Origin of the sequence: Ideonella sp. BN130291 (assembly GCF_036231905.1) — a bacterium.
Classification (GTDB): Bacteria; Pseudomonadota; Gammaproteobacteria; order Burkholderiales; family Burkholderiaceae_C; genus CAMLIZ01.
Map to the genome: position 1 here is coordinate 274,110 of NZ_JAZARE010000008.1, position 19,882 is coordinate 293,991.

Consider the following 19,882-nt stretch of genomic DNA (forward strand, 5'->3'; position numbering starts at 1 on the left):
GTCACCCGGGCGACGTGAGCAGCGGCGCCAGCCAGGCGTCGTGCGCGGCACCTGCAGGGCGGCGTGCCAGCAGGCGCAGGTCATCCCCCACGCGGTCGGTGCTGGTGAAGCGCCACGCCGGCGCCTCGTCCAGCCCGCCCAGCGGGCCGAGTGCGGCCAAACCGAGGCCGTCACCGAGCAGCTTGGGCGCCAGGTACACGAGCAGCTCGTCGACCAGCCCTTCGCGCAGCAGCGAGCCGTTGAGCTTGTGGCCGGCTTCCACATGCAGTTCATTGATGCCGCGCCGGCCCAGGTCCGTGAGCGCCGCAGCGAGGTCGACCTTGCCATGTGGCCCTGCGCAGTCGGCGACTTCGGCGCCGGCCTCCCGCAGCGCCGCCACGCGGGCAGCGTCCGGATGGGCGGCATACAGCAGCACGGCGCCCGGCGGCGCCAGCAGCCTGGCTGTCAAGGGCGTGTCCAGCCGCGAGTCGATCACCACCCGCAGGGGTTGCAGCTGCGTGGGCACCAGCCGCACGTCCAGCCGGGGGTCGTCGTCACGCACCGTGCCGACGCCGGTGAGCACGGCGCCGGCGCGCCTGCGCCAGGCGTGGCCATCGGTGCGGGCCGGCACGCCGGTGATCCACTGGCTGCGACCGTCGGGCAGGGCGGTGCGCCCGTCCAGCGAGGCCGCCACCTTCAGGCGAACCCAGGGCCGGCCCCGCACCATGCGCGAGAGGAAGCCGATGTTGAGCTCGGCGGCCTGCTCCGCCAGCAGGCCGGTGTGCACCTGAATGCCCGCGGCACGCAGGCGCGCGCTGCCCTGGCCGGCGACCAACGGGTTGGGATCGTTCAGCGCGACCACCACGCGGGCGATGCCGGCCTGCACCAGTGCGTCGCAGCAGGGCGGCGTGCGGCCATGGTGGGCGCAAGGCTCCAGCGTGACGTAGGCAGTGGCACCGCGCGGATCCCAGCCCTGGGCGGCGGCATCGCGCAATGCCATCACTTCGGCATGTGCCTGGCCGGCCGCCTGGGTGTGGCCTTCGGCCCGTTGCCCTTGCGGGCCGATCAGCACGCAGCCGACCCGGGGGTTGGGGTCGCTCACGCCGATGGCCTGGGCGGCCAGGCGCAGGGCGTCCTGCATCGCGGCCTGGTCGCGTTCGGAGGAGGGGGCTGCCGGCATGCCGGCGATTGTCGGTCAGCGCTGCGGCTCAGGCGGCCGGCGTCGGTGTGGCACGCGGGGCGTGTTCCACCGTGTTGCTGTTCACCATGTCGCCGCGCGCCGGGTCGGCCGGCACGTCAGCCGGGCAGGCGTTGCCGCCGCGGATAACGAGGAAGTTCTGGTGTGTCAGGGGACCATGCACCTGGGTGTAGTCCAGCGGATGCTCCTCGTTGCTCACATGATGGTTGCCGTCGTGGTCGGCTGAATAGCGGCACACGCGGTAGGCGGCGGCATCCGCACCCACAGTCCAACCGATGGGCAGCACGTCGAGCCGGCCCGACCAGCCAGGGCTGCCGGCGCTCACGGTCACCAGGCAGTGGTAGGCGACGACGCTGCGCGTGGTGGCGCCGGCGGCGTCGTCCACGCAGGTGGCGGATGTGGGTGTTCCGTCGGCGTGGCGCAGCGTGAGCTGCATGTCGAGGTTGAGCGCCGCGCTGCCGGGTCGCTCGGCGTCCGCTGCGCTCGCGGTGGCGCCGGTCGCAAAACGCACGGCGCCGCTCAACAGGAGCGCGTGAGTGGTGCTGCACTGGGTGAGGGTGGCGGCCGAAACGGTGGTGCCTGGCGGCACGGCGCAGATGTCGGTCACCTGCCCGCTCTGGTTGTTGAAGACCCAAACAAAGCCCGCGGCACCCGGTGGTGTGAAGGCGCTGCGGCCGTCACCCAGGTCAGTGGCCTGCAGCGGAATGGCGGCCGAGCGCCCCAGCGGGGCGGTGTAGGCGCTGGCGGCAGCGGGTGTGAAAAGCCGGCCCGACAACACCGGGTCGATGGCGGCGATGACGCTGTCCAGCCCCAGGCTTGCGGACTCTCCTCGCCGGTCGGTCCAGCGTACGCGCACCGACGCGGCCACGTAGGCGGCGTCGGGCTGCGGTGCCACGGTTCTTTCGATCACGAAGCGGGTGTTCGACTGCTGTGTGGCCGATGTGGTGTCGGTCGCGCCGGCCAGCTCGGCCGGTGCCAGCGCGCGCAGGCGTTCCATCTCGCCTTGCGCGAGCCGCACCGCCTCGGCGCGCTGGCGCACGGTGTCGCCGCTCTGGCGAAGCGCCGTCTGGGTGCCCACCATGGCGAGCAGCCCGACCGAGCTGATGGCAAACGCCACCAGCGCCTCCACCAGCGACATGCCGCGCTGGGCCGACCGTGCGGTTCTCATGAAGCGTCCTTCCAGCTGCCCGGCACCTTGACGAAGCTGCCGGTGAGGCGGTTGAGCGTGTGCAGCACCGCCGCGTCGTACATCAGGTCCGGTGTGCCGGACAGCTGCGCATCGCCGGCCACCATGGCGGCGCCGCGCAGCCAGGCGCTGCCACTGGCGCCGTGGTCCCATTGCAGCGAGCGGGCCAGCATGAAGCCGGTGATGCGCACGCCGGCGCTCAGGCTGAGGCGACCATCGACCACCAGCACGACCGGCGCGGCGGTGGTCCCCAGTTCGACGTCGGCGAGCGTGGCATCGCCGACGATCCACAACTGTCGAATGCCGGACCGCACTGCCGCTTGCACCGCGGCCGTGCAATCGCCGGCGCACTGGAGCGTGCGCACGCTCGGCAGCTGCCCATAGCTGTCCTTCGGCACGCCCAGGTGCGACAGCATCAGGCGTTCGAAAGACCGGGCGGCCAGGGCCGAGTCGTTGGCGAGCACGGCCGACATGGCACCCGGCGGCCCGGCCACCCGCGCGCCCTCCGCTTGCACGCTGGCGCCTGCGTGCACGGCCAGGCCGCTGCCGCGAGCATCGGTGTTGTACAGGCCCACCGCGGCGGTGCCGGTGCGGATGCTTCCGCTGGCGGTCAAGGTGGCGGCCGGCGGCGTCGCGAGCGCGGGCAGCAAGGCCGCCTGCACCTGGGCCACGGCGAGGGCCACATCGGTGGCAGCGCTCGGTTCACAGGCCATGGATGCGCCCGCCCGGGCGCAGCCTTGCGCGGTGATCTGCACCAGGCTGGGCGCCGATGCCGCGCCTGCGGGCGGCGCAACGCCCTGGAAGTGCAACTGGAACGCGGGTGTCGCGTGCGTGCCGGGCTGCACGCCGGGGCGGCGGCTGCCAGCGCTGGGGCAGGTGCATTGCCACTGGCCGGCCGGGTCTCGCACACAGGCCGGCGCACCGGTCTGTGTGGCGTCCGCATGCTCGTCGAAGCGGCCGCTGTCGCGGTCGGCCACCCGCAGCACCCGTTCCAGGAAGGAGAGGCTGCCACTCGCCTCGGTGGCGCTGCACTGCTCGTCCACATGGCCCGCGTTCAGTTGCGCCAGGCCCCACTCGAGGCCGGCCTCCGCGGCTTCCAGTGCCTGCGTGGCGCGCAGCTGGTTGGCGGCATTCTTCTGCTCGACCACCAGCGAGCGGCTGGCGTAGGCGGCCGTGAGCATCATCGTGAACAGCAGCAGCATCACGACGACCAACGAGGCAGCGCCTTGCTGGCGCGCAGGGCATAGGCGGGCCATGGCCTCAGGCTCCGCAGCTGCCGACCACGCGGTCGTTGCGCAGGCGCACGGTCGTGTTCAGCGACCGCGTCACGCGCGCATCGCTGGCGGCCGTACCGTTGATCTGCAGCTGCAGCTCGCGCACCTGCTGCACCGGCGGGCAAGTGGCCGGCGTGCCGGAGGGCGGGCAAGGCGCATCGCAGTACGCGGCCAGCGACAGCTCATGCGTGTTCATCGTGAGCCTGAAGCCGGTGACGGTCACGACCGCCGGGTCGGTGATCGCCTGCCAGCCGCCGTCGCCCATCAGGAGCTTCAGCGTGCCGCTGTCGAGCTTGACGCCGCTTTGCTCATTGCTGTCGAGCACGTCGTTGTCATGGCCCGGCGCGTCCTGCGAGTAGGCGTAGCTGGCGCTCTGGCCGGCTGCCGTGACGGCGGCGTACCGGTTGGTGGCCGAACCGGAGGACGCGAACTGCAGCGCGGCGTTCTGCCAGTAGCCCGCACGCCGGAGGTCGCGTGCGATCAGATCGGCTGCGGCGCGCAGGTCCTGCTCGACCTGCGCCTCCAGTGCCAGCTTGCGGTTGTCGTTGAGCTGGTTGCTCACGGCGAAAGAGGCGGTGGCCACGATGAAGAGCCCGACGGCGATGCCGACCATCAGCTCGACCAGCGACACGCCTTGCTGGTGGCGGCTCACAGGTTCCAGCACCGGCTGGTGCCCGAGGTGGACTCGACCTTCGCCGCGTCGATCGAGCTGTAGACCACGCGGCCGCCCGCCTGCGTCAGCTTGAGCACCTGGCAGCTGCGGTCGCCGCTCTGGCCGGCGGCCACGGTGGCAGTGGCGACATACCCTTCGGCATCCGCCTCGGTGATGGCCAGCGTGTACAGGCCGGTCGGCGTGGTGGCCGGCAGGCCCAGCGAGCGCAGGTCGGCGCCATAGTCCAGATGGTCGGCACGCCAGCGTTCCTGCGCCAGCTGCAGCTGCATCAGCGCGGCCACGGCCTCGGCACGCCGACCGCGCCGCAGGGCGTCGGCAAACGAAGGCAGTGCCACGCTGGCAAGCACGCCGGCGATCGTGACGACGATGAGGAGCTCGACCAGGGTGAAGCCGCGGACCGCGCGGCGGGCGGGCAAGGTGTGTGTCATCGCGGCACCCTTCAGCAGGCCTTGTAGCCCGGCACCTTGGCGCCCGGCGAGCAGGCGCGCACCCGGCCCATGACATTCAGCACCTGGTGCACGGCCTCACCGGCGGTGTTGACCAGCTTCAGCGTGGCGGTGGGGGTGACGGTGCCGCGCGCCGGCTCGAAGGCCAGCGCCGCGCTGGTGGACTGCAGCTGCACACGGCCGGTGGGCTTGAACCCCACGGCCTTGAGCGCCTGGGCGCCGTCGTTGCAGGTGGACTGGCCGCTGGCGTCGCAGCGGCAGTCGCCCTGGTGGCCGGTGTGGATGAGGTAGCAGCTGCCTTCGGCGCCTGCCTGCACGGCCAGCCACAGGCGCTCGCCCCGGCTGATGCTGGCCGAGCGGAGGTAGTGCAGGTCCGTGCGCAGTTCATCGGCGCTGCCGCGCAATGTCTGGCGGTCCATCAACGCGCGCATCGACGGCACGGCCGCTGCGGCGACCACGGCGCAGATCACCACCACCACGCACGCTTCTATGAGCGTGACGCCTCCCTCGGCGTGTTGCATGAGTTCCCCCTGAGTGCTTGTCGTTGAACGAGGCGCACTGTAGGGAAGCGTGATGGAGTTGGCATTCCCCCTTGGGGGCCGAATCCCCGCGAATGCGGCACCCACTGAAAGGGGTGAAGGGCTGCTCCCCCGAAGGAGGGAGGAGGGGGGTCAGATGTCCCGGATCAGCTGCCGGAACTCGTCCACGTCCTCGAAGGAACGGTAGACGGACGCAAAGCGCACGTAGGCCACCTTGTCCATGCGCTTGAGCTCACGCATCACGTGCTCGCCCAGGCGGGTGGAGGGCACCTCACGCGCGCCGCTGGTGAGCAGCTTGTCCTCGATGCGCTCCAGCGCCGCGTCGACCTGCTCCACGCTGACGGGCCGCTTGCGCAGCGCCAGCAGCATGGAGGCACGCAGCTTGGCACGGTCGAAGTCCACCCGCGCGCCGTCCTTCTTCACCACCGACGGCAGCGCGATCTCGGGCCGCTCGTAGGTGGTGAAGCGCTTGTCGCACTTCAGGCAGCGGCGGCGACGCCGGATGACGTCGCCTTCATCGGATTCCCGGGTCTCGACGACCTGGGTTTCCTCATTGCTGCAGAAGGGGCAGCGCATGCGGCGCCGGTCTTACTTGTAGACAGGGAAGTCGCGCGTCAGCGCGGCCACCTTGGCGCGCACGGCGGCCAGGTTCGCTTCGTCGTGCGGCTTGTCCAGCACGTCGGCGATCAGGTTCGCGGTCTGGCGAGCCTGTTCTTCCTTGAAACCGCGCGTCGTCATCGCGGGCGAACCCAGGCGGATGCCGCTGGTGATCATCGGCTTCTGCGGGTCGTTGGGGATGCCGTTTTTGTTGCACGTCATGTGGGCCGCGCCGAGGATGGCCTCGGCCTCCTTGCCGGTCAGGCCCTTGGGCCGCAGGTCGACCAGCATCACATGGCTTTCGGTGCGCCCGGACACGATGCGCAGGCCGCGCTCGGTGAGCGTGTCGGCCAGCACGGCGGCGTTCTTCACCACCTGCTGCTGGTAGGCCTTGAACTCGGGCGACAGCGCTTCCTTGAAGGCGATGGCCTTGCCGGCGATCACATGCATCAGCGGGCCGCCCTGGATGCCGGGGAAGATGGCGCTGTTGATCTTCTTGGCGATGGCCTCGTCGTTCATCAGGATGATGCCGCCGCGCGGGCCGCGCAGGCTCTTGTGGGTGGTGGAGGTGACCACGTCGGCGTGCGGCACCGGGTTGGGGTACACGCCCGCGGCGATCAGGCCGGCGTAGTGCGCCATGTCCACCATGAAGAACGCGCCGATGTCCTTGGCGACCTTGGCAAAACGCTCGAAGTCGATGCGCAGGCTGTAGGCCGAGGCGCCGGCGATGATGAGCTTGGGCTTGTGCTCGTGCGCCAGGCGTTCCATGGCGTCGTAGTCGATGGCTTCGTTGGCGTCCAGGCCGTAGCTCACCACCTTGAACCACTTCCCGCTCATGTTGAGCGACATGCCGTGCGTGAGGTGGCCGCCTTCGGCCAGGCTCATGCCCATGATGGTGTCGCCGGGCTGCAGCAGCCCGAAGAACACCGCCTGGTTGGCCTGTGAGCCGGAATTGGCCTGCACGTTGGCGTACTGCGCGCCGAAGAGCTGCTTCAAGCGGTCGATCGCGAGCTGCTCGACGATGTCGACGTTCTCGCAGCCACCGTAGTAGCGCTTGGCCGGATAGCCCTCGGCGTACTTGTTGGTGAGCTGCGAGCCCTGGGCTTGCATCACGGCCGGCGAGGTGTAGTTCTCGCTGGCGATGAGCTCGATGTGCTCTTCCTGGCGGCGGTTCTCGGCCTGGATCGCGGCCCAGATTTCCGGGTCGACGGAAGCAACGGTGGATTGGGAACGGTCGAACATGGCAGTCCTCTCAAACTGCGCCCAAGACGCCTGGAAGCGGCTCGCCGGCGCATACGGTGAAGGGCCATCGCCCGCCAGCGTGAAGCGGCGGACCGAGGGCTGCCCAGGCGAACGGCGGGCAACGGCGCCTTGGCGGCAGCCGTCCGCGCTCCACGGTGCTTATGTCACCTCGGGTTCGCGTTGGAACCCTATCGCCAGTCGCGCGGCCTGCCAGTTTAGCGGAAGGCGCGGCGTTCGCCGGGTGGTCAGTGCAGCAGCGCCAGCCGCTGCGCGGTGGACGCGCTGGCTTCCTTGGGCGCGGCGGCGGGCAGCGGCTCGGCCTCGGGCGCCGGGCGTGCGGTGGTGGGAATCGGGGCGGCCGGCATAGGCGCGGTCGGCGACACGCGCTGGCCACTGGCCACGCGCTTCAGGTTGCTCTGTTCGGCCAGCACCTTGAAGACATAACCGCCGTCGTCTTCCAGGTTGGCAGCGCCCACGTAGAAGCGCAGGCCGGCTTCCAGGCCACCGGCGCGCTGGATGCATTCCTTCAGCACCTGCACGCCCACTCGCAGGTTGGTGACCGGGTCGAAGGCGGCATGGCGGCCGCCGAAGCCTTCGTACTTGGCATCGTGCACGGTGGTCATCACCTGCATCAGGCCCTGGGCGCCCACCGAGCTCTGCGCAAACGGGTTGAAGCTGCTCTCCACCGCCATGATGGCGAGGATGAGCGTCGGGTCCAGGCTGGCGCGCTGGCCCACGCTCCAGGCCTCCTGCACCAGGCGGCTGATCGGCTCGGGCGCGACGCGGTAGCGGTGCGAGATCCAGGTGGCCACCGCCGCCTGCTGCCGGGTGAGCTCACGCGGATCGGCCGCCGTGGCGCGCGACACCGCCTGGGGCTCGGTCAGGCTGACCAGCAGGTTGCCTTCGCGTTCGGCTTTGGCTTCCTGGCGGGCGTGCAGCCAGTGGTAGGCGTACTGCTCGGCGGAGGCCCGCACGTCGGCGCGGCCGCCGGCGAACACCAGCACCGCCACCACCGCCAGGCCCACCAGGGCGAGGGTGTTGTGGCTCACCTCCAGCAGGCCTTGTCCCACATCGCGCAGGAACACCGCGGCGGAACGTCCACATGCCTGGGGCAGCGAACGGATCAAACCTAGCGCTGTCATGTCACTCCTTTCGTCGTCGCCATCCGACGCAGACCAGCGGCTCATCGAGCCGGGCATCGCCTACAGCGACGTTGATAATCGGCCGGAGCCTCCAGAACACCGGCAAGAACACACGGTGTGGGGCGGCGGCCTCGTTGGCAGCGTGGCGCCCTGATCCATCCCTTGGTGGGCGGGGCGCGGGTTAACCCTGATCTGGATCAGGAACGCCCGAATTCTAGGAAGCTGTTTCATAACCAGTCAAGGATATGCAAACGCGTTGTTATTTCTTTTGTGTATGAAGTATCGCGACCTCCGTGAGTTCGTTCACCAGTTGGAGGCAGCTGGTGAGCTCAAACGCGTGCTACAGCCGGTATCTCCGCGCCTGGAGATGACCGCGCTGGCAGATCGGGTCCTCCAGGCAGGGGGACCAGCCTTGCTCTTCGAACAGCCCGCCGGTTACAAATTCCCGGTCCTGGCCAACCTTTTTGGCACCCCTGAACGAGTGGCCCGGGGCATGGGTGCGCAAGACCTGGGCGATTTGCGAGACGTGGGTCAGCTCCTGGCCAACCTGAAAGAGCCCCAGCCACCACGCGGCCTGAAGGACGCCGGCAAGCTGTTACAGATGGCCAAGGCCTTGTGGGACATGAAGCCGGCGATCGTGCGGCAACCGCCGTGCCAGGAGGTCGTGCTCGAGGCCGGTGATGTCGACCTTGGCCGCTGGCCGGTGCAATGGTGCTGGCCGGGCGACGCCGGGCCGCTCATCACCTGGGGCCTGGTGATTACGCGCGGGCCGCAGTCGGTGCCGCAGCCGCGCCTGCGGCAGAACCTCGGTATCTACCGCCAGCAGGTCATCGGCCGGCGGCAGGTCATCATGCGCTGGCTGGCGCACCGCGGCGGCGCGCTCGATTTCCGCGATTTCAGCCTGGCAAACCCGGGCCAACCGTTTCCGATCGCCGTGGCGCTGGGCGCCGATCCGGCCACCATCCTGGGCGCGGTGACCCCGGTGCCGGACACCTTGTCGGAGTACCAGTTCGCCGGGCTGCTGCGCGGCGGCCGCACCGAACTGGCCGCCAGCGGCGTGGGCGAAGGCGAACTGCGGCTGCAGGTGCCGGCCACCGCCGAGATCGTGCTGGAAGGCCACATCCCGCCGGCCGCGCCTGGATATGAAGGCGAAAGCGAACACGGCGTGCGCCTGAAGGAGAGCGGCGGCTACCTGCATGCCCTGGAGGGCCCCTTCGGCGACCACACCGGCTATTACAACGAGCAGGACTGGTTTCCGGTCTTCCAGATCGACCGCCTCACGCACCGCCGCGACCCGATCTACCACTCCACCTACACCGGCAAGCCGCCGGATGAGCCGGCGGTGCTCGGCGTGGCGCTCAACGAAGTGTTCGTGCCGCTGCTGCAGAAGCAGTTTCCGGAGATCGTGGACTTCTACCTGCCGCCCGAAGGCTGCAGCTACCGCATGGCGGTGATCTCGATCCGCAAGAGCTACGCCGGCCACGCCAAGCGCCTGATGTTCGGCCTGTGGAGCTACCTGCGCCAGTTCATGTACACCAAGTTCATCGTGATCACGGATGACGACGTGGACGTGCGGGATTGGAAGCAGGTGATCTGGGCGATCACCACCCGGATGGACCCAGTGCGCGACACCACCCTGGTGGAGAGCACGCCGATCGACTACCTGGACTTCGCTTCGCCGGTGAGCGGGCTGGGCGGCAAGATGGGCCTGGACGCCACCCACAAATGGCCCGGAGAGACGAGCCGGGAATGGGGCCGTGTGATCACGATGGACAAATCGGTGGAGCAGCGCGTCGCAGCGCTGTTCGATGCGCTGATGGGCCCGGCCTGACGCGGGGGGCCACCTCCCAATCGACCGGCGGCGCGCCATAGGCCCGCGGCCTTGATCTGGCGCCGCACATGCATTAACTTTGGCCTGCCTGCCAAGCAGGCACACCCCATGGGCGCAGTCTCTGCGCACCAGGAGCCCCGGACTCACTTCCTCTGGAGCTCCAATGGTCATTCGTGGCCCGCCCCCTCCATGCTGTCAAAGGTGTGGAGGGGTTTCGCTTTGTGGAGTGACCCGGTTCTAGGCGCCCACCAGCAGCCCGAGCAACTCGTGCAGCGCCTGGCGGGTGGACCGCAGGCCTTCGCTGCTAGGCAGCCAGCGCAACACGGGCCGGTCCTCGGTGGGGGCGAGCCCCATGGGCGCGGGTATCACTCGCACCGGGGTCCCCGTGCGCTGTGCGGCCTGCTCGAAGGCGCGGATGGCACGCGGCATGTGCCAGCCGTGGGTGACGAGCAGGATCTGTTCGATGCCCGGGCCGCGCAGCAGCGCCATCGTGTGCGCAGCGTTCTCGCGGGTGTCGCGCGATTCCGGTTCGGTCCACTTCAGCGGCCGCGCGAACTCACGTGCCGCAATGCGCGCCGCGATGTCGGCTTCGGACGCGCCCGAGGTGGCCGCATGGCCGCTGCCGCCGCTGAACGCGATCGGTACGCCGGTTTCACGGCTCAGCCACACGCCGTAGCGCAGCCGTTCCATCGACGCAGGGCGCAGGTTGGAGATGCCGTATTCAGGGGCCAGGGGTTCGCGGCCGGCACCCAGCACCACGATTGCGGTCTTCACGCTCGCGCTTTCTCGCTTGAGTTCGGCGAGGCGGTCCGTGCCCAGCGCCATGGGTGGCTTGAGCGCCGCGCGCACCAGCCAATCCCCCACGCCGCTGCAGGCGCTGAGCCACAAGCCGGTGAGCGACAGCACCACCACCAGCCACCCCCAGCCGCGGCGCCACAGGATCATGCGGGCTCCGACCAGCGTGAGCAGCAGCAGCGGCACAGGGGGCAGCAGGAAGGCCCCGAGCACCGGCTTCCACGATTCCATGCCCAGAAGAACCAAAAGGTCGTTCAACGAAACGCTCCGCACGCGCTGCCTGCAATGGGCGGCGATTGTGCCGGAGTGTTACCGCGTGCCGGCCACTGGAGGGCCAGGTGCGACCACTGCTTTGCGGGGGATGCGACTGTCAGCGTACGCGCCGGCGCCGGGCCACGACACCCAGTGCCGCGAGGCCGGCGAGTGCGAGGCCGGCGGTGCCGGGCTCGGGCACCGGGGCGATACGCGCCAGGTCGAACATGTCGATGTCGTTCTGCCCTGAGGCCAGCACCGACCCGTCGGCCTGCAAGACCTTGAACCAGCGGCCATCGCTGCAGCTGAGCACCAGCGTGCCCGGCGCGCCGGCCGCGATGCCGGTGCCGCCCATCGGGCAGGCCGAGGCGGCGTTCGGAATGGACTTCACCGCCGCGCCGGTGACGAAGTCACGCGCCACCAGCGTGCTGCCGATGGACCAGAGGAAGTGGCCGTCGTAGGCCAGGCCTTCGACGCTGTCCTGGCCGAGCGACAGCTGCGCCGTGTAGGTGCCCTGGCGCGCGTCGAACAGGTAGAGCGTGTCGTCGGACGCCGCGGCGATGTAGTGGTCGACGAAGGCAATGCCCTGCACCCGGTACAGGCCCGGATCGCTCCAGCGGAATTGCTCCTGGCCAGTGCGGTCGTACGCCACCACCGACGAGTTCATGAAGTAGGCAGCGAAGATCAGGGTGCCGTCGCTGCTGACGCCGTTCGGAAACGCATCGCTGACCGCGAAGCTGCTCAAGGGGTTCAGGTCTTCGTCGAGGTAATAGATGCTGTTGCTGCCGAAGCTGCTGGCCACGTAGGCCGGCGTCGTCGCCGCGGCGCAGCCCAGGCTGGTGAACAGCGCAGCGGCGGCGCACGACAGTGTGACGAGTGATGATTTCATGGTCTCCTCCCAACGGGACACGGCGCGGCTTGTTGCCGCGGCGCGATGCTACGGAAGGTCACTCGTCTTCAACGCAGCCGGCCCCCGTGTTTGCAGGGGCCGGATCTGAAAGAAACGTCTCCGAACGTGTCGTGGTCGGAGGAGGGTCAGAAGAAGGCCTGCAGGCCGGTCTGTGCACGCCCGAGGATCAGCGCATGGATGTCGTGCGTGCCCTCGTAGGTGTTCACGGTTTCCAGGTTGATCATGTGGCGGATGACGTGGTATTCGTCATGGATGCCGTTGCCGCCGTGCATGTCGCGCGCCACGCGGGCGATGTCCAGTGCCTTGCCGCAGCTGTTGCGCTTGATCAGGCTCACCATCTCCGGCGCCCACTTGCCTTCGTCCATCAGCCGGCCCACGCGCAGGCAGGCCTGCAAGCCGACCGTGATCTCGGTCTGCATGTCGGCCAGCTTCTTCTGCACCAGCTGGTTCTGCGCCAGCGGGCGGCCGAACTGCTGGCGGTCCAGGGTGTACTGCCGCGCGGCATGCCAGCAGAACTCGGCTGCGCCGAGTGCGCCCCAGGCGATGCCGTAGCGCGCCTTGTTGAGGCAGCCGAACGGGCCCTTCAGGCCGCTCACGTTGGGCAGCAGGTTCTCCGCCGGCACGAACACGTTGTCCATCACGATCTCACCCGTGATGCTGGCGCGCAGGCTCATCTTGCCTTCGATCTTGGGCGCGGACAGGCCCTGCATGCCCTTGTCGAGGATGAAGCCGCGGATCGCTTCCTGCCCGCCCACCTGGCCGTTGCCGTCCTCGAGCTTGGCCCAGACGACGAACACGTCGGCGATCGGCGAGTTGGTGATCCACATCTTGCTGCCGCGCAGCAGGAAGCCGCCGTCCACCGGCTGGGCGCGGCTCAGCATGCTGGCCGGGTCGCTGCCGTGGTTGGGCTCGGTGAGGCCGAAGCAGCCCACCCATTCGCCGGTGGCCAGCCTGGGCAGGTACTTCTGGCGCTGCGCTTCGCTGCCGTAGGCATGGATGGGGTGCATCACCAGCGAGCTCTGCACGCTCATCGCGCTGCGGTAGCCGGAATCCACCCGTTCCACCTCGCGCGCCACCAGGCCGTAACACACGTGGTTCAGGCCCGCGCAGCCATAACCTTCGATGGTGGAGCCCAGCAGGCCGAGCGCACCCATCTCGTTCATGATCTCGCGGTCGAACTTCTCGTGGCGCGCGGCCATCAGCACACGCGGCTGCAGCTTGTCCTGGCAGTAGGCCTGCGCCGCATCGCGCACCGCGCGTTCCTCGTCGCTCAGTTGTTCGTCGAACAGCAGCGCGTCGTCCCACTTGAAGCTGGCTTTGCTCATGGTGTCTCCTTGGTCTCAGCCTGGAATGATAGGCGGTGGGTTGCCGGGCCCTCGTCATGCCGGTGACAGCGCGCGCTGAAAGGTTTTGCGCCGGTCTTCGACAATGCAACTCACCCACAAAAAAGGATGCGCATGAGCACGAACCTCGAACAGGCCACGCTGGCCGGCGGCTGCTTCTGGTGCCTGGAGGCGGTGTACGGGCAGGTCGATGGCGTGGAGGCGGTGGAATCCGGCTACAGCAACGGGCCGGTGGCCAACCCCAGCTACGAGCAGGTGTGCAGCGGCAGCACCGGCCATGCCGAGGTGGTGAAGGTCAGCTTCGACCCGCAGCGCATCTCGTACCGCGAGATCCTGGAGATCTTCTTCACCATCCACGATCCGACCAGCCTGAACCGGCAGGGCAATGACGTGGGCACACAGTACCGCTCGGGCATCTACGTGCACACGCCTGAGCAGGAGCGCGTGGCGCGAGAGGTGATCGCCGAGGCGAACCAGACGCACGGCGGCCGCGTGGTCACCGAGCTCAAGCCGGTGGACAACTACTGGCGTGCGGAGGACTACCACCAGCACTACTACGCCAACCACCCGGACCAGGGTTACTGCGCCTTCGTCGTCGGCCCGAAAGTGGAGAAGTTCCGCAAGACCTTTGCGGCACGCCTCAAGCGCTGAAGCCCGGCGAGTGCATGGCGCGGCTCAAGGCGCCAGCCGCTCGCGCAGCCACTGGCCGGCCTCGAGCCGGTAGCGCAGCCGGTCGTGCAGGCGCGACTTGCGGCCCTGCCAGAACTCCCAGCGATCCGGCTGCAGGCGGTAGCCGCCCCAGTGCGGCGGACGCGGCGGCTTGAGCGCGAACTGAGCGCCATAACGCGCCGCGTTGGCCACCAGCACCGCGCGGGATGGAATGACCTGGCTTTGCGGCGACGCCCATGCGCCGATGCGGGAGTCGAGCGGGCGCGACGCGAAGTAGGCATCCGACTCCTCCGCGCTCACCTTCTCCACCCGGCCCTCGATGCGCACCACACGCTCCAGCTCCACCCAGTGGAACTGCAAGGCGGCAAACGGATGGGCGGCCAGCTCGCGGCCCTTGCGGCTGTCGTAGTTGGTGTACCAGACGATGCCACGCGCATCGAAGCCCTTGATCAGCACCACGCGAGTGGACGGCCGCTGGTCCGGGCCCACGGTGGCCAGGGTCATCGCGTTGGGCTCGGGCAGTTGCGCTGTCAGTGCCTGCTGCAGCCAGAGTTCGAACAGCTTCAGCGGGTCTGCTGCCGAAGCCTCTTCGTTCAGTTCGGCGCGCTCATAACTCTTGCGCAATGCGGCGAGTTGCTCGTTGTCCATGGCTGGCGAGTATCCGTCAGCAAGAAATCTCGTTCAGTACTAGCATGCGCCGCTCACACCAATAAACACCCTGCTCCCGGAGGTTGCAATGACGTCACTCAACGTCAACGGCAAGGCGGTCAACGTCGATGCCGATCCGTCCACCCCTGTGCTGTGGGCACTGCGCGATTCGCTGCAGATGACCGGCACCAAATTCGGCTGCGGCGCGGCGCTGTGCGGCGCCTGCACCGTGCATGTCAACGGCCAGCCGGTGCGCTCCTGCGTCACGCCGATCTCGTCGGTCGCCGGCCAGAAGATCACCACCATCGAAGGCATCGCCACCGACCGCGTCGGCAAGGCGGTGCAGGCGGCCTGGGTCAAGCATGACGTGGCCCAGTGCGGCTATTGCCAGAGCGGCCAGATCATGAGCGCCACAGCCTTGCTGCGCACCAACAAGAAACCCACCGACGCCGACATCGACGGCGCCATGGCCGGCAACGTCTGCCGCTGCGGTACCTACGCCCGCATCCGTGCGGCCATCAAGGAAGCGGCCCAGTCGCTGGCATGAGGAGCGCACGGTCATGAACTATTCCCAATTGATGGCCCGTGTGGCCAAGACCCAGCGCGCCACCGACGCCGGCCTGGACCGGCGCCTTTTCCTCAAGCTGGGTGCCAGTGTCGGCGTGGGCGGCGGCTTTGCACTCGGTGTGCTGCCGGCCACGGCGCAAACACCGGCTGCGGCCCTCAAGCCGGGCCAGATGCCGCCGGCGTTCCTGAAGGTGGCGCCCACGGGCGAGGTCACCGTGCTGGTGAACCGGCTGGACTTCGGCCAGGGCATCGCCACCGCACTGCCGATGCTGGTGGCCGAGGAACTGGACGCCGACTGGGCCAAGGTGCGCAGCGAGCTGGCACCGGCGGGTGAGGCCTACAAGGACGCCGGTTTCGGCATCCAGATGACCGGTGGTTCCAACTCCATCCACAACTCCTGGCAGCAGTACCGCGAACTCGGTGCGCGGGCGCGTGCGATGTTCGTCGCAGCGGCCGCCGAACGCTGGAAGGTGGCGCCCGAGCAGGTGCAGGTGTCGCAGGGCGTGGTGTCTGCAGGCGGGCACAAGGCCACGCTCGGTGAGCTGGCCGACAGCGCCATGAAGCAGCCGGTGCCGGCGCAGGTGCGCCTGAAGGACCCGGCGCGCTACCAGCTCATCGGCAAGCCGGTGCGGCAGATCAGTGGCAGTGCCAAGTCCACCGGCCGGCAGGCATTCGGGATGGATGTGCAGCGCCCCGGCATGAAGACGGTGGTGATTGCCCGCCCGCCGGTGTTCGGTGCCAAGGTGGCCTCTGTCGACGCGACGCCTGCCAAGGCGGTGAAGGGCGTGGCGGCTGTGCTGCAGGTGCCCCTGGACCGTGGCGCCAGCGGCGTGGCGGTGGTGGCCGACGGCTACTGGGCCGCCAAGATGGGCCGCGACGCATTGCAGGTCCAGTGGAACACCGACGGCGTGGACAAGGTCGACAGCGACAAGCAGCTGGCCCTGTACCGCGAGCTGGCCGCCAGGCCGGGCATCAAGGTGCGCGATGCCGACGCCTCCAAGTTCGCCGATGCGCCGCACAAGCTGAGCGCGGAGTACGTGTTTCCGTACCTCGCCCATGCGCCGATGGAGCCGCTGAACTGCACCATCGAGCTGAAGGACGGCGCGGCGGAGGTGTGGGTCGGCAGCCAGTTCCAGACCATCGACCAGATGACGGTGGCCGGCGTGCTGGGCCTCAAGCCCGAGCAGGTGACCTTGCACACCATGATGGCCGGCGGCGGCTTCGGCCGGCGCGCCGTGCCCAGCTCCGACTACCTGATGGAAGCGGCGCAGATCGCCAAGGCCTGGCGCGCCAGCGGGCAGACCGCGCCGCTGAAGATCGTGTGGAGCCGGGAGGACGACATCCGCGGCGGCTACTACCGCCCGATGCACCTGCACCGCGCCGAGATCGGCTTCGATGCGCAGGGCAATGTGCTGGCGTGGCAGCACCGCATCGTGGGCCAGTCCATCCTGATGGGCACGCCCTTCGAGCAGTACCTGGTGAAGAACGGCGTCGACGGTGTCATGGTCGAAGGTGTGGCCGACACACCCTACCAGGTGCCGCTGGCGTTGGAGATTCATCATCCGAAGATGAATGTGCCGGTGCTGTGGTGGCGCTCGGTGGGCCACACCCACACGGCCTACGTGATGGAGACGCTGGTCGATGAGATCGCGCGCACCACGAAGCAGGATCCGGTGGCCTACCGGCGCCGGCTGCTGGGCGACAAACACCCGCGCCACCTGGCGGCGCTGGACCTGGCGGTGCAGAAGTCCGGCTACGGCACCAAGGCCTTGCCTGCAGGGCATGCGTGGGGTGTGGCGGTGCACGAGTCCTTCGGGTCGGTGGTGAGCTATGTGGTGGAGGCCTCGCTGCAGAACGGGCAGCCGGTGCTGCACAAGGTGACGGCGGGCGTGCACTGCAATCGTGCGATCAACCCGCTGAACATCGAGGCCCAGGTGCAGGGCGCGGCCCTCATGGGGCTGGGCACCACCTTGCCCGGTGCGGCCATCACCTTGAAGGACGGCGTGGTGCAGCAGAGCAACTTCGGCGACTACACCGTGGCCCGCATGCCGCAGATGCCGCAGATCGAGGTGCACATCGTGCCGAGCAACGACGATCCCTTCGGCATGGGTGAGCCCGGCCTGCCGCCGCTGGCGCCCGCCTTTGCCAACGCGCTGGCCCGCCTGACCGGCAGGACGCCGCGCCAGCTGCCCTTCCAGATGGCGTGATACCTGGCTCCGCACACGCCAAAGCGGTGCGGTTTTTCACGCAGGAGGCCGTGGCACGGCAAGTGCCGCGGCCTCTTTTCATTGGTGGCCCGCCAAGCCCAGGGGAATGCCTTAGGTACTGATCCCACTGGTCCATGCCGGCGCACCCGCCGATGCTTGATGCAAGGGTGCGGCGAGGACGCCGCACGCCAGGGAGCAGAAGAAACGAAGAAAGCAGGTCATGACCTCGCGACCAACCATCATCGTGCTGGCCGCCGGCAAAGGGAGCCGTTTCCGGGGCGACAGCCACAAGCTCGAACAGGACATCGGCAGCGGCAGCGTGCTCGCCAGCACCTTGAAAAATGTGCTCGCCAGCCGGCTGCCCTTTCTGGTGGTGACCACTGCGCCGCTGGAAGCCGCCACCCGCCGCCACGTGGCCGCACGCGATGTGGTGGTGGTGCCCGAGGCCAATGGCAGCGCCATGCTCGGCATGGGATATTCCATCTCCGCCGGTGTGTGCGCGCGCTCGGATGCCTCGGGCTGGCTCATCCTGCCGGCCGACATGCCGCTGGTGCAGGGCGCCACGCTGGTGGCGGTGGCGCAGGCGCTGGACCATCATCCGGTGGCCTATGCCCAGCATCGCGGGCGGCGCGGCCATCCGGTCGCTTTTGCCGCAGAGCTGTATTCCGAGCTCGCCACCCTGAGCGGGGACGAAGGTGCGCGGCGCCTGACCGCGCGCTACCCGGCCTACGGCGTGGAGGTGGACGATCCGGGCGTGCTGGTGGATGTGGACACGCTGGAGGACCTGAGCGCCGTGCGTGCGCGGCAGGCGCAGCAGCCGCCGGACGCGGCGCGCCCGCTGCAGTGAACCAAGGCGCCGCCTGAGCGCCTTGGCGGCGTTCAGATCAGCTGGTGCTCGCGCGCCAGCCGCACCAGGCGCTCGATCTCACGGTCGCGCACACCGCGTTCGCGCAGGCAGTTGGCGGTTTCCACCAGGTACTGCAGGGTGGTGCCGAAGCGGCCGCTGGCGGCGCGCAGGATCTGCACCATGTCCTCGTCGGACAGCCGCGGCACATAGCTCGGGCTGCGCCGGCTCAGGGTGAACGCCAGCGCAGAGACGCTGCCGCGCGGTGTGCGGCAGGGCAGCCATTTCGGGTCGTAAACACCGTTGGGCATCTCACGCGCCCACAGGCGCTGCAATTCGTCGGCCGCCCGCTCGCGTGGGATGCGGTACACCACGCCGCGGCAGGAGCCCCCGGGCACGAGCGCGAACACCAGGCCAGGGCGCTCCGGCGTGCCGCGGTTCACGCGCGAGCGCATCCGCAACGCCCGGTGCCAGCCGTGCACCGAGGCGCTCAGGTGCTCCACCGCCTCGAACTCCGGCCGCCAGATCAGCGAGGCATAGCCAAACACCCACAGGTCGCTGCTGCCGCCCCATTCCGCCAGGGTGCGCAGCAGCAAGGCGGCGGGGTCGCGCAGGGCTGGGGGGCTCAAAGAGGGGGCGCTGTCGTTCATGGCTGGGAAGGGTGCCGCAAGGCCGGCGGCGTGTCGTGCATTTTGCGCATCAAACCGATGCGCGAATCCTTTTGGGGTTGGGCCGCCTCTTGGAAGGGGAGGCAGGTGCCTCGGCAACAGGAGTGAACCATGTTCTATGTGAAAAACGTACCCGGCTGGGAACGCGCGCTGCGCCTGATCGTGGGCGCGGCCACGGTGGCGGCGTCGCTGTCGCTGCTGGGCGGCGGCTGGCAAGGCTGGCTGGTAGGCGCCTCCGGAGCTGGGCTGGTGCTGTCCGGGCTGTGCGGCTTCTGTCCCGCCTGCGCCATGGTCGGCCGGCGCCTGAAGCCCTGATACTGCGGCGCCATGTGGAACCCACAGACCCAGGCGCCGCTGCTGGAGGCGGCGCGCACCGGCGATCCGGCGGCGCTGAACCGGCTGCTTGCGGCCTGCCGCCCCAACGTGCGCCGCTACGCCCAGCGCCACTGCCTGCTGAGCGACGTGGACGATGCGGTGCAGGAGGCGCTGCTCAGCGTGTCGCGCCACCTGGGCTCGCTGCGCGTGGCGGCGGCCTTCACCGGCTGGCTGGTGCGCATCGTGCAGCGCGAGTGCCGCCGGCTGGGCCGCATCACCCTGCGCTACGACCCCTACGACGAGGCCACGCTGGAGGCCTGGCTGGGTGCGCGCGACGACGACACCCTGCGCCATGAGCTGGCGCAGGCGCTGGAGGCGCTGCCGGCGCACTACCGCGAGGTGGTGTTGCTGCGCGACTTCGAGGAGCGCACCATCGCCGAGATGGCGGCCACCCTGAACCTCACCGTGCCGGCCACCAAAAGCCGCCTCCATCGGGCACGGCAATTGATGCGCGAGTACCTTCTATCCTGATTTGACGCTGTAACTCGGTTACCAGA

Annotated in this window: 21 protein-coding genes and 1 riboswitch; of the genes, 7 read left to right on the forward strand and 14 right to left on the reverse strand. The window is 69.1% G+C overall.

Annotated elements, in window-relative coordinates; genetic code table 11:
* Position 1: 1 nt before the first annotated feature.
* The 9 genes from ribD to VPH43_RS18805 all read right to left on the reverse strand — a co-directional run bounded on the left by ribD (position 2) and on the right by VPH43_RS18805 (position 8,276).
* On the reverse strand, positions 2–1,159 hold the full coding sequence (gene ribD / locus VPH43_RS18765) for a bifunctional diaminohydroxyphosphoribosylaminopyrimidine deaminase/5-amino-6-(5-phosphoribosylamino)uracil reductase RibD (RefSeq protein ID WP_328579264.1): 1,158 nt from the start codon (positions 1,157–1,159) through the stop codon (positions 2–4).
* A gap of 28 nt (positions 1,160–1,187) precedes the next feature.
* Positions 1,188–2,345 (reverse strand): prepilin-type N-terminal cleavage/methylation domain-containing protein, encoded by a 1,158-nt coding sequence (locus VPH43_RS18770; protein WP_328579265.1) that lies wholly within the window; start codon positions 2,343–2,345, stop codon positions 1,188–1,190.
* Positions 2,342–3,619, reverse strand: a complete 1,278-nt coding sequence (locus VPH43_RS18775) for a pilus assembly PilX family protein (protein WP_328579266.1) — start codon at positions 3,617–3,619, stop codon at positions 2,342–2,344. Before VPH43_RS18775 ends, VPH43_RS18770 begins: the two co-directional genes overlap by 4 nt.
* Before the next feature lie 4 nt (positions 3,620–3,623).
* Positions 3,624–4,289, reverse strand: coding sequence for a PilW family protein (locus tag VPH43_RS18780; protein WP_328579267.1), 666 nt, complete (start codon positions 4,287–4,289; stop codon positions 3,624–3,626).
* Positions 4,286–4,738, reverse strand: a complete 453-nt coding sequence (locus VPH43_RS18785; protein ID WP_328579268.1) for a type IV pilin protein — start codon at positions 4,736–4,738, stop codon at positions 4,286–4,288. Before VPH43_RS18785 ends, VPH43_RS18780 begins: the two co-directional genes overlap by 4 nt.
* An 11-nt stretch (positions 4,739–4,749) precedes the next feature.
* A complete protein-coding gene (locus VPH43_RS18790; RefSeq protein ID WP_328579269.1) occupies positions 4,750–5,277 on the reverse strand; it encodes a GspH/FimT family pseudopilin in 528 nt (175 codons plus the stop codon).
* 150 nt (positions 5,278–5,427) lie between these two features.
* A complete protein-coding gene (gene nrdR / locus VPH43_RS18795) occupies positions 5,428–5,871 on the reverse strand; it encodes a transcriptional regulator NrdR (RefSeq protein WP_328579270.1) in 444 nt (147 codons plus the stop codon).
* Positions 5,872–5,883: 12 nt separating this feature from the next.
* Positions 5,884–7,134, reverse strand: a complete 1,251-nt coding sequence (gene glyA / locus VPH43_RS18800) for a serine hydroxymethyltransferase (RefSeq protein ID WP_328579271.1) — start codon at positions 7,132–7,134, stop codon at positions 5,884–5,886.
* Positions 7,135–7,228: 94 nt separating this feature from the next.
* Positions 7,229–7,346, reverse strand: a riboswitch (ZMP/ZTP riboswitch).
* 33 nt (positions 7,347–7,379) lie between these two features.
* On the reverse strand, positions 7,380–8,276 hold the full coding sequence (locus VPH43_RS18805) for a lytic transglycosylase domain-containing protein (RefSeq protein WP_328579272.1): 897 nt from the start codon (positions 8,274–8,276) through the stop codon (positions 7,380–7,382).
* A 274-nt stretch (positions 8,277–8,550) separates the two neighbouring features.
* Here VPH43_RS18805 and VPH43_RS18810 point away from each other — a divergent pair, with 274 nt between their 5' ends.
* Positions 8,551–10,107, forward strand: coding sequence for a UbiD family decarboxylase (locus VPH43_RS18810; RefSeq protein WP_328579273.1), 1,557 nt, complete (start codon positions 8,551–8,553; stop codon positions 10,105–10,107).
* A 237-nt stretch (positions 10,108–10,344) separates the two neighbouring features.
* Here the strand turns inward: VPH43_RS18810 and VPH43_RS18815 are convergent, their stop codons facing one another.
* The 3 genes from VPH43_RS18815 to VPH43_RS18825 form a co-directional block, all read right to left on the reverse strand.
* Positions 10,345–11,160, reverse strand: a complete 816-nt coding sequence (locus VPH43_RS18815; RefSeq protein ID WP_328579274.1) for a YdcF family protein — start codon at positions 11,158–11,160, stop codon at positions 10,345–10,347.
* 112 nt (positions 11,161–11,272) lie between these two features.
* Positions 11,273–12,043: a PEP-CTERM sorting domain-containing protein gene (locus tag VPH43_RS18820; protein WP_328579275.1), complete on the reverse strand. Its 771-nt coding sequence runs from the start codon at positions 12,041–12,043 to the stop codon at positions 11,273–11,275.
* 146 nt (positions 12,044–12,189) lie between these two features.
* The gene (locus VPH43_RS18825) at positions 12,190–13,389 is read right to left on the reverse strand and encodes an acyl-CoA dehydrogenase (protein WP_328579276.1); all 1,200 of its coding nucleotides are present in this window, start codon (positions 13,387–13,389) and stop codon (positions 12,190–12,192) included.
* A gap of 132 nt (positions 13,390–13,521) precedes the next feature.
* Between VPH43_RS18825 and msrA the strand changes: the two genes are divergently transcribed.
* Positions 13,522–14,058 (forward strand): peptide-methionine (S)-S-oxide reductase MsrA, encoded by a 537-nt coding sequence (msrA, locus tag VPH43_RS18830; RefSeq protein WP_328579277.1) that lies wholly within the window; start codon positions 13,522–13,524, stop codon positions 14,056–14,058.
* Between the two features lie 24 nt (positions 14,059–14,082).
* On the opposite strand, the gene pdxH is transcribed toward msrA, so the two are convergent.
* A complete protein-coding gene (gene pdxH / locus VPH43_RS18835) occupies positions 14,083–14,724 on the reverse strand; it encodes a pyridoxamine 5'-phosphate oxidase (protein WP_328579278.1) in 642 nt (213 codons plus the stop codon).
* Positions 14,725–14,812: 88 nt separating this feature from the next.
* Between pdxH and VPH43_RS18840 the strand changes: the two genes are divergently transcribed.
* From VPH43_RS18840 to VPH43_RS18850, 3 genes are all read left to right on the forward strand, one after another.
* Positions 14,813–15,271 (forward strand): (2Fe-2S)-binding protein, encoded by a 459-nt coding sequence (locus VPH43_RS18840; protein WP_328579279.1) that lies wholly within the window; start codon positions 14,813–14,815, stop codon positions 15,269–15,271.
* Positions 15,272–15,284: 13 nt separating this feature from the next.
* Entirely contained in the window at positions 15,285–17,498 is a 2,214-nt protein-coding gene (locus VPH43_RS18845; RefSeq protein WP_328579280.1) for a xanthine dehydrogenase family protein molybdopterin-binding subunit, read from the forward strand.
* 220 nt (positions 17,499–17,718) lie between these two features.
* A complete protein-coding gene (locus VPH43_RS18850) occupies positions 17,719–18,345 on the forward strand; it encodes a nucleotidyltransferase family protein (RefSeq protein ID WP_328579281.1) in 627 nt (208 codons plus the stop codon).
* 32 nt (positions 18,346–18,377) lie between these two features.
* Here the strand turns inward: VPH43_RS18850 and VPH43_RS18855 are convergent, their stop codons facing one another.
* Positions 18,378–18,992, reverse strand: coding sequence for a gamma-glutamylcyclotransferase (locus VPH43_RS18855; RefSeq protein ID WP_328579282.1), 615 nt, complete (start codon positions 18,990–18,992; stop codon positions 18,378–18,380).
* A gap of 129 nt (positions 18,993–19,121) precedes the next feature.
* On the opposite strand from VPH43_RS18855, the gene VPH43_RS18860 reads away from it, so the two are divergent.
* Positions 19,122–19,325 (forward strand): YgaP family membrane protein, encoded by a 204-nt coding sequence (locus VPH43_RS18860; protein WP_328579283.1) that lies wholly within the window; start codon positions 19,122–19,124, stop codon positions 19,323–19,325.
* Positions 19,326–19,337: 12 nt separating this feature from the next.
* Positions 19,338–19,856 carry an RNA polymerase sigma factor gene (locus VPH43_RS18865; protein WP_328579284.1) on the forward strand — a complete coding sequence of 173 codons (519 nt, stop codon included), beginning with the start codon at positions 19,338–19,340 and terminating at the stop codon, positions 19,854–19,856.
* Positions 19,857–19,882: the final 26 nt, after the last annotated feature.

Bases quoted from the DNA above. Each gene is read 5' to 3' on its own strand.
- ribD (WP_328579264.1), bottom strand. From the start codon at position 1,159: ATGCCGGCAGCCCCCTCCTCCGAACGCGACCAGGCCGCGATGCAGGAC.
- VPH43_RS18770 (WP_328579265.1), bottom strand. From the start codon at position 2,345: ATGAGAACCGCACGGTCGGCCCAGCGCGGCATGTCGCTGGTGGAGGCG.
- VPH43_RS18775 (WP_328579266.1), bottom strand. From the start codon at position 3,619: ATGGCCCGCCTATGCCCTGCGCGCCAGCAAGGCGCTGCCTCGTTGGTC.
- VPH43_RS18785 (WP_328579268.1), bottom strand. From the start codon at position 4,738: ATGACACACACCTTGCCCGCCCGCCGCGCGGTCCGCGGCTTCACCCTG.
- VPH43_RS18790 (WP_328579269.1), bottom strand. From the start codon at position 5,277: ATGCAACACGCCGAGGGAGGCGTCACGCTCATAGAAGCGTGCGTGGTG.
- nrdR (WP_328579270.1), bottom strand. From the start codon at position 5,871: ATGCGCTGCCCCTTCTGCAGCAATGAGGAAACCCAGGTCGTCGAGACC.
- glyA (WP_328579271.1), bottom strand. From the start codon at position 7,134: ATGTTCGACCGTTCCCAATCCACCGTTGCTTCCGTCGACCCGGAAATC.
- VPH43_RS18805 (WP_328579272.1), bottom strand. From the start codon at position 8,276: ATGACAGCGCTAGGTTTGATCCGTTCGCTGCCCCAGGCATGTGGACGT.
- VPH43_RS18810 (WP_328579273.1), top strand. From the start codon at position 8,551: ATGAAGTATCGCGACCTCCGTGAGTTCGTTCACCAGTTGGAGGCAGCT.
- VPH43_RS18820 (WP_328579275.1), bottom strand. From the start codon at position 12,043: ATGAAATCATCACTCGTCACACTGTCGTGCGCCGCCGCTGCGCTGTTC.
- VPH43_RS18825 (WP_328579276.1), bottom strand. From the start codon at position 13,389: ATGAGCAAAGCCAGCTTCAAGTGGGACGACGCGCTGCTGTTCGACGAA.
- msrA (WP_328579277.1), top strand. From the start codon at position 13,522: ATGAGCACGAACCTCGAACAGGCCACGCTGGCCGGCGGCTGCTTCTGG.
- pdxH (WP_328579278.1), bottom strand. From the start codon at position 14,724: ATGGACAACGAGCAACTCGCCGCATTGCGCAAGAGTTATGAGCGCGCC.
- VPH43_RS18840 (WP_328579279.1), top strand. From the start codon at position 14,813: ATGACGTCACTCAACGTCAACGGCAAGGCGGTCAACGTCGATGCCGAT.
- VPH43_RS18845 (WP_328579280.1), top strand. From the start codon at position 15,285: ATGAACTATTCCCAATTGATGGCCCGTGTGGCCAAGACCCAGCGCGCC.
- VPH43_RS18850 (WP_328579281.1), top strand. From the start codon at position 17,719: ATGACCTCGCGACCAACCATCATCGTGCTGGCCGCCGGCAAAGGGAGC.
- VPH43_RS18855 (WP_328579282.1), bottom strand. From the start codon at position 18,992: ATGAACGACAGCGCCCCCTCTTTGAGCCCCCCAGCCCTGCGCGACCCC.
- VPH43_RS18860 (WP_328579283.1), top strand. From the start codon at position 19,122: ATGTTCTATGTGAAAAACGTACCCGGCTGGGAACGCGCGCTGCGCCTG.
- VPH43_RS18865 (WP_328579284.1), top strand. From the start codon at position 19,338: ATGTGGAACCCACAGACCCAGGCGCCGCTGCTGGAGGCGGCGCGCACC.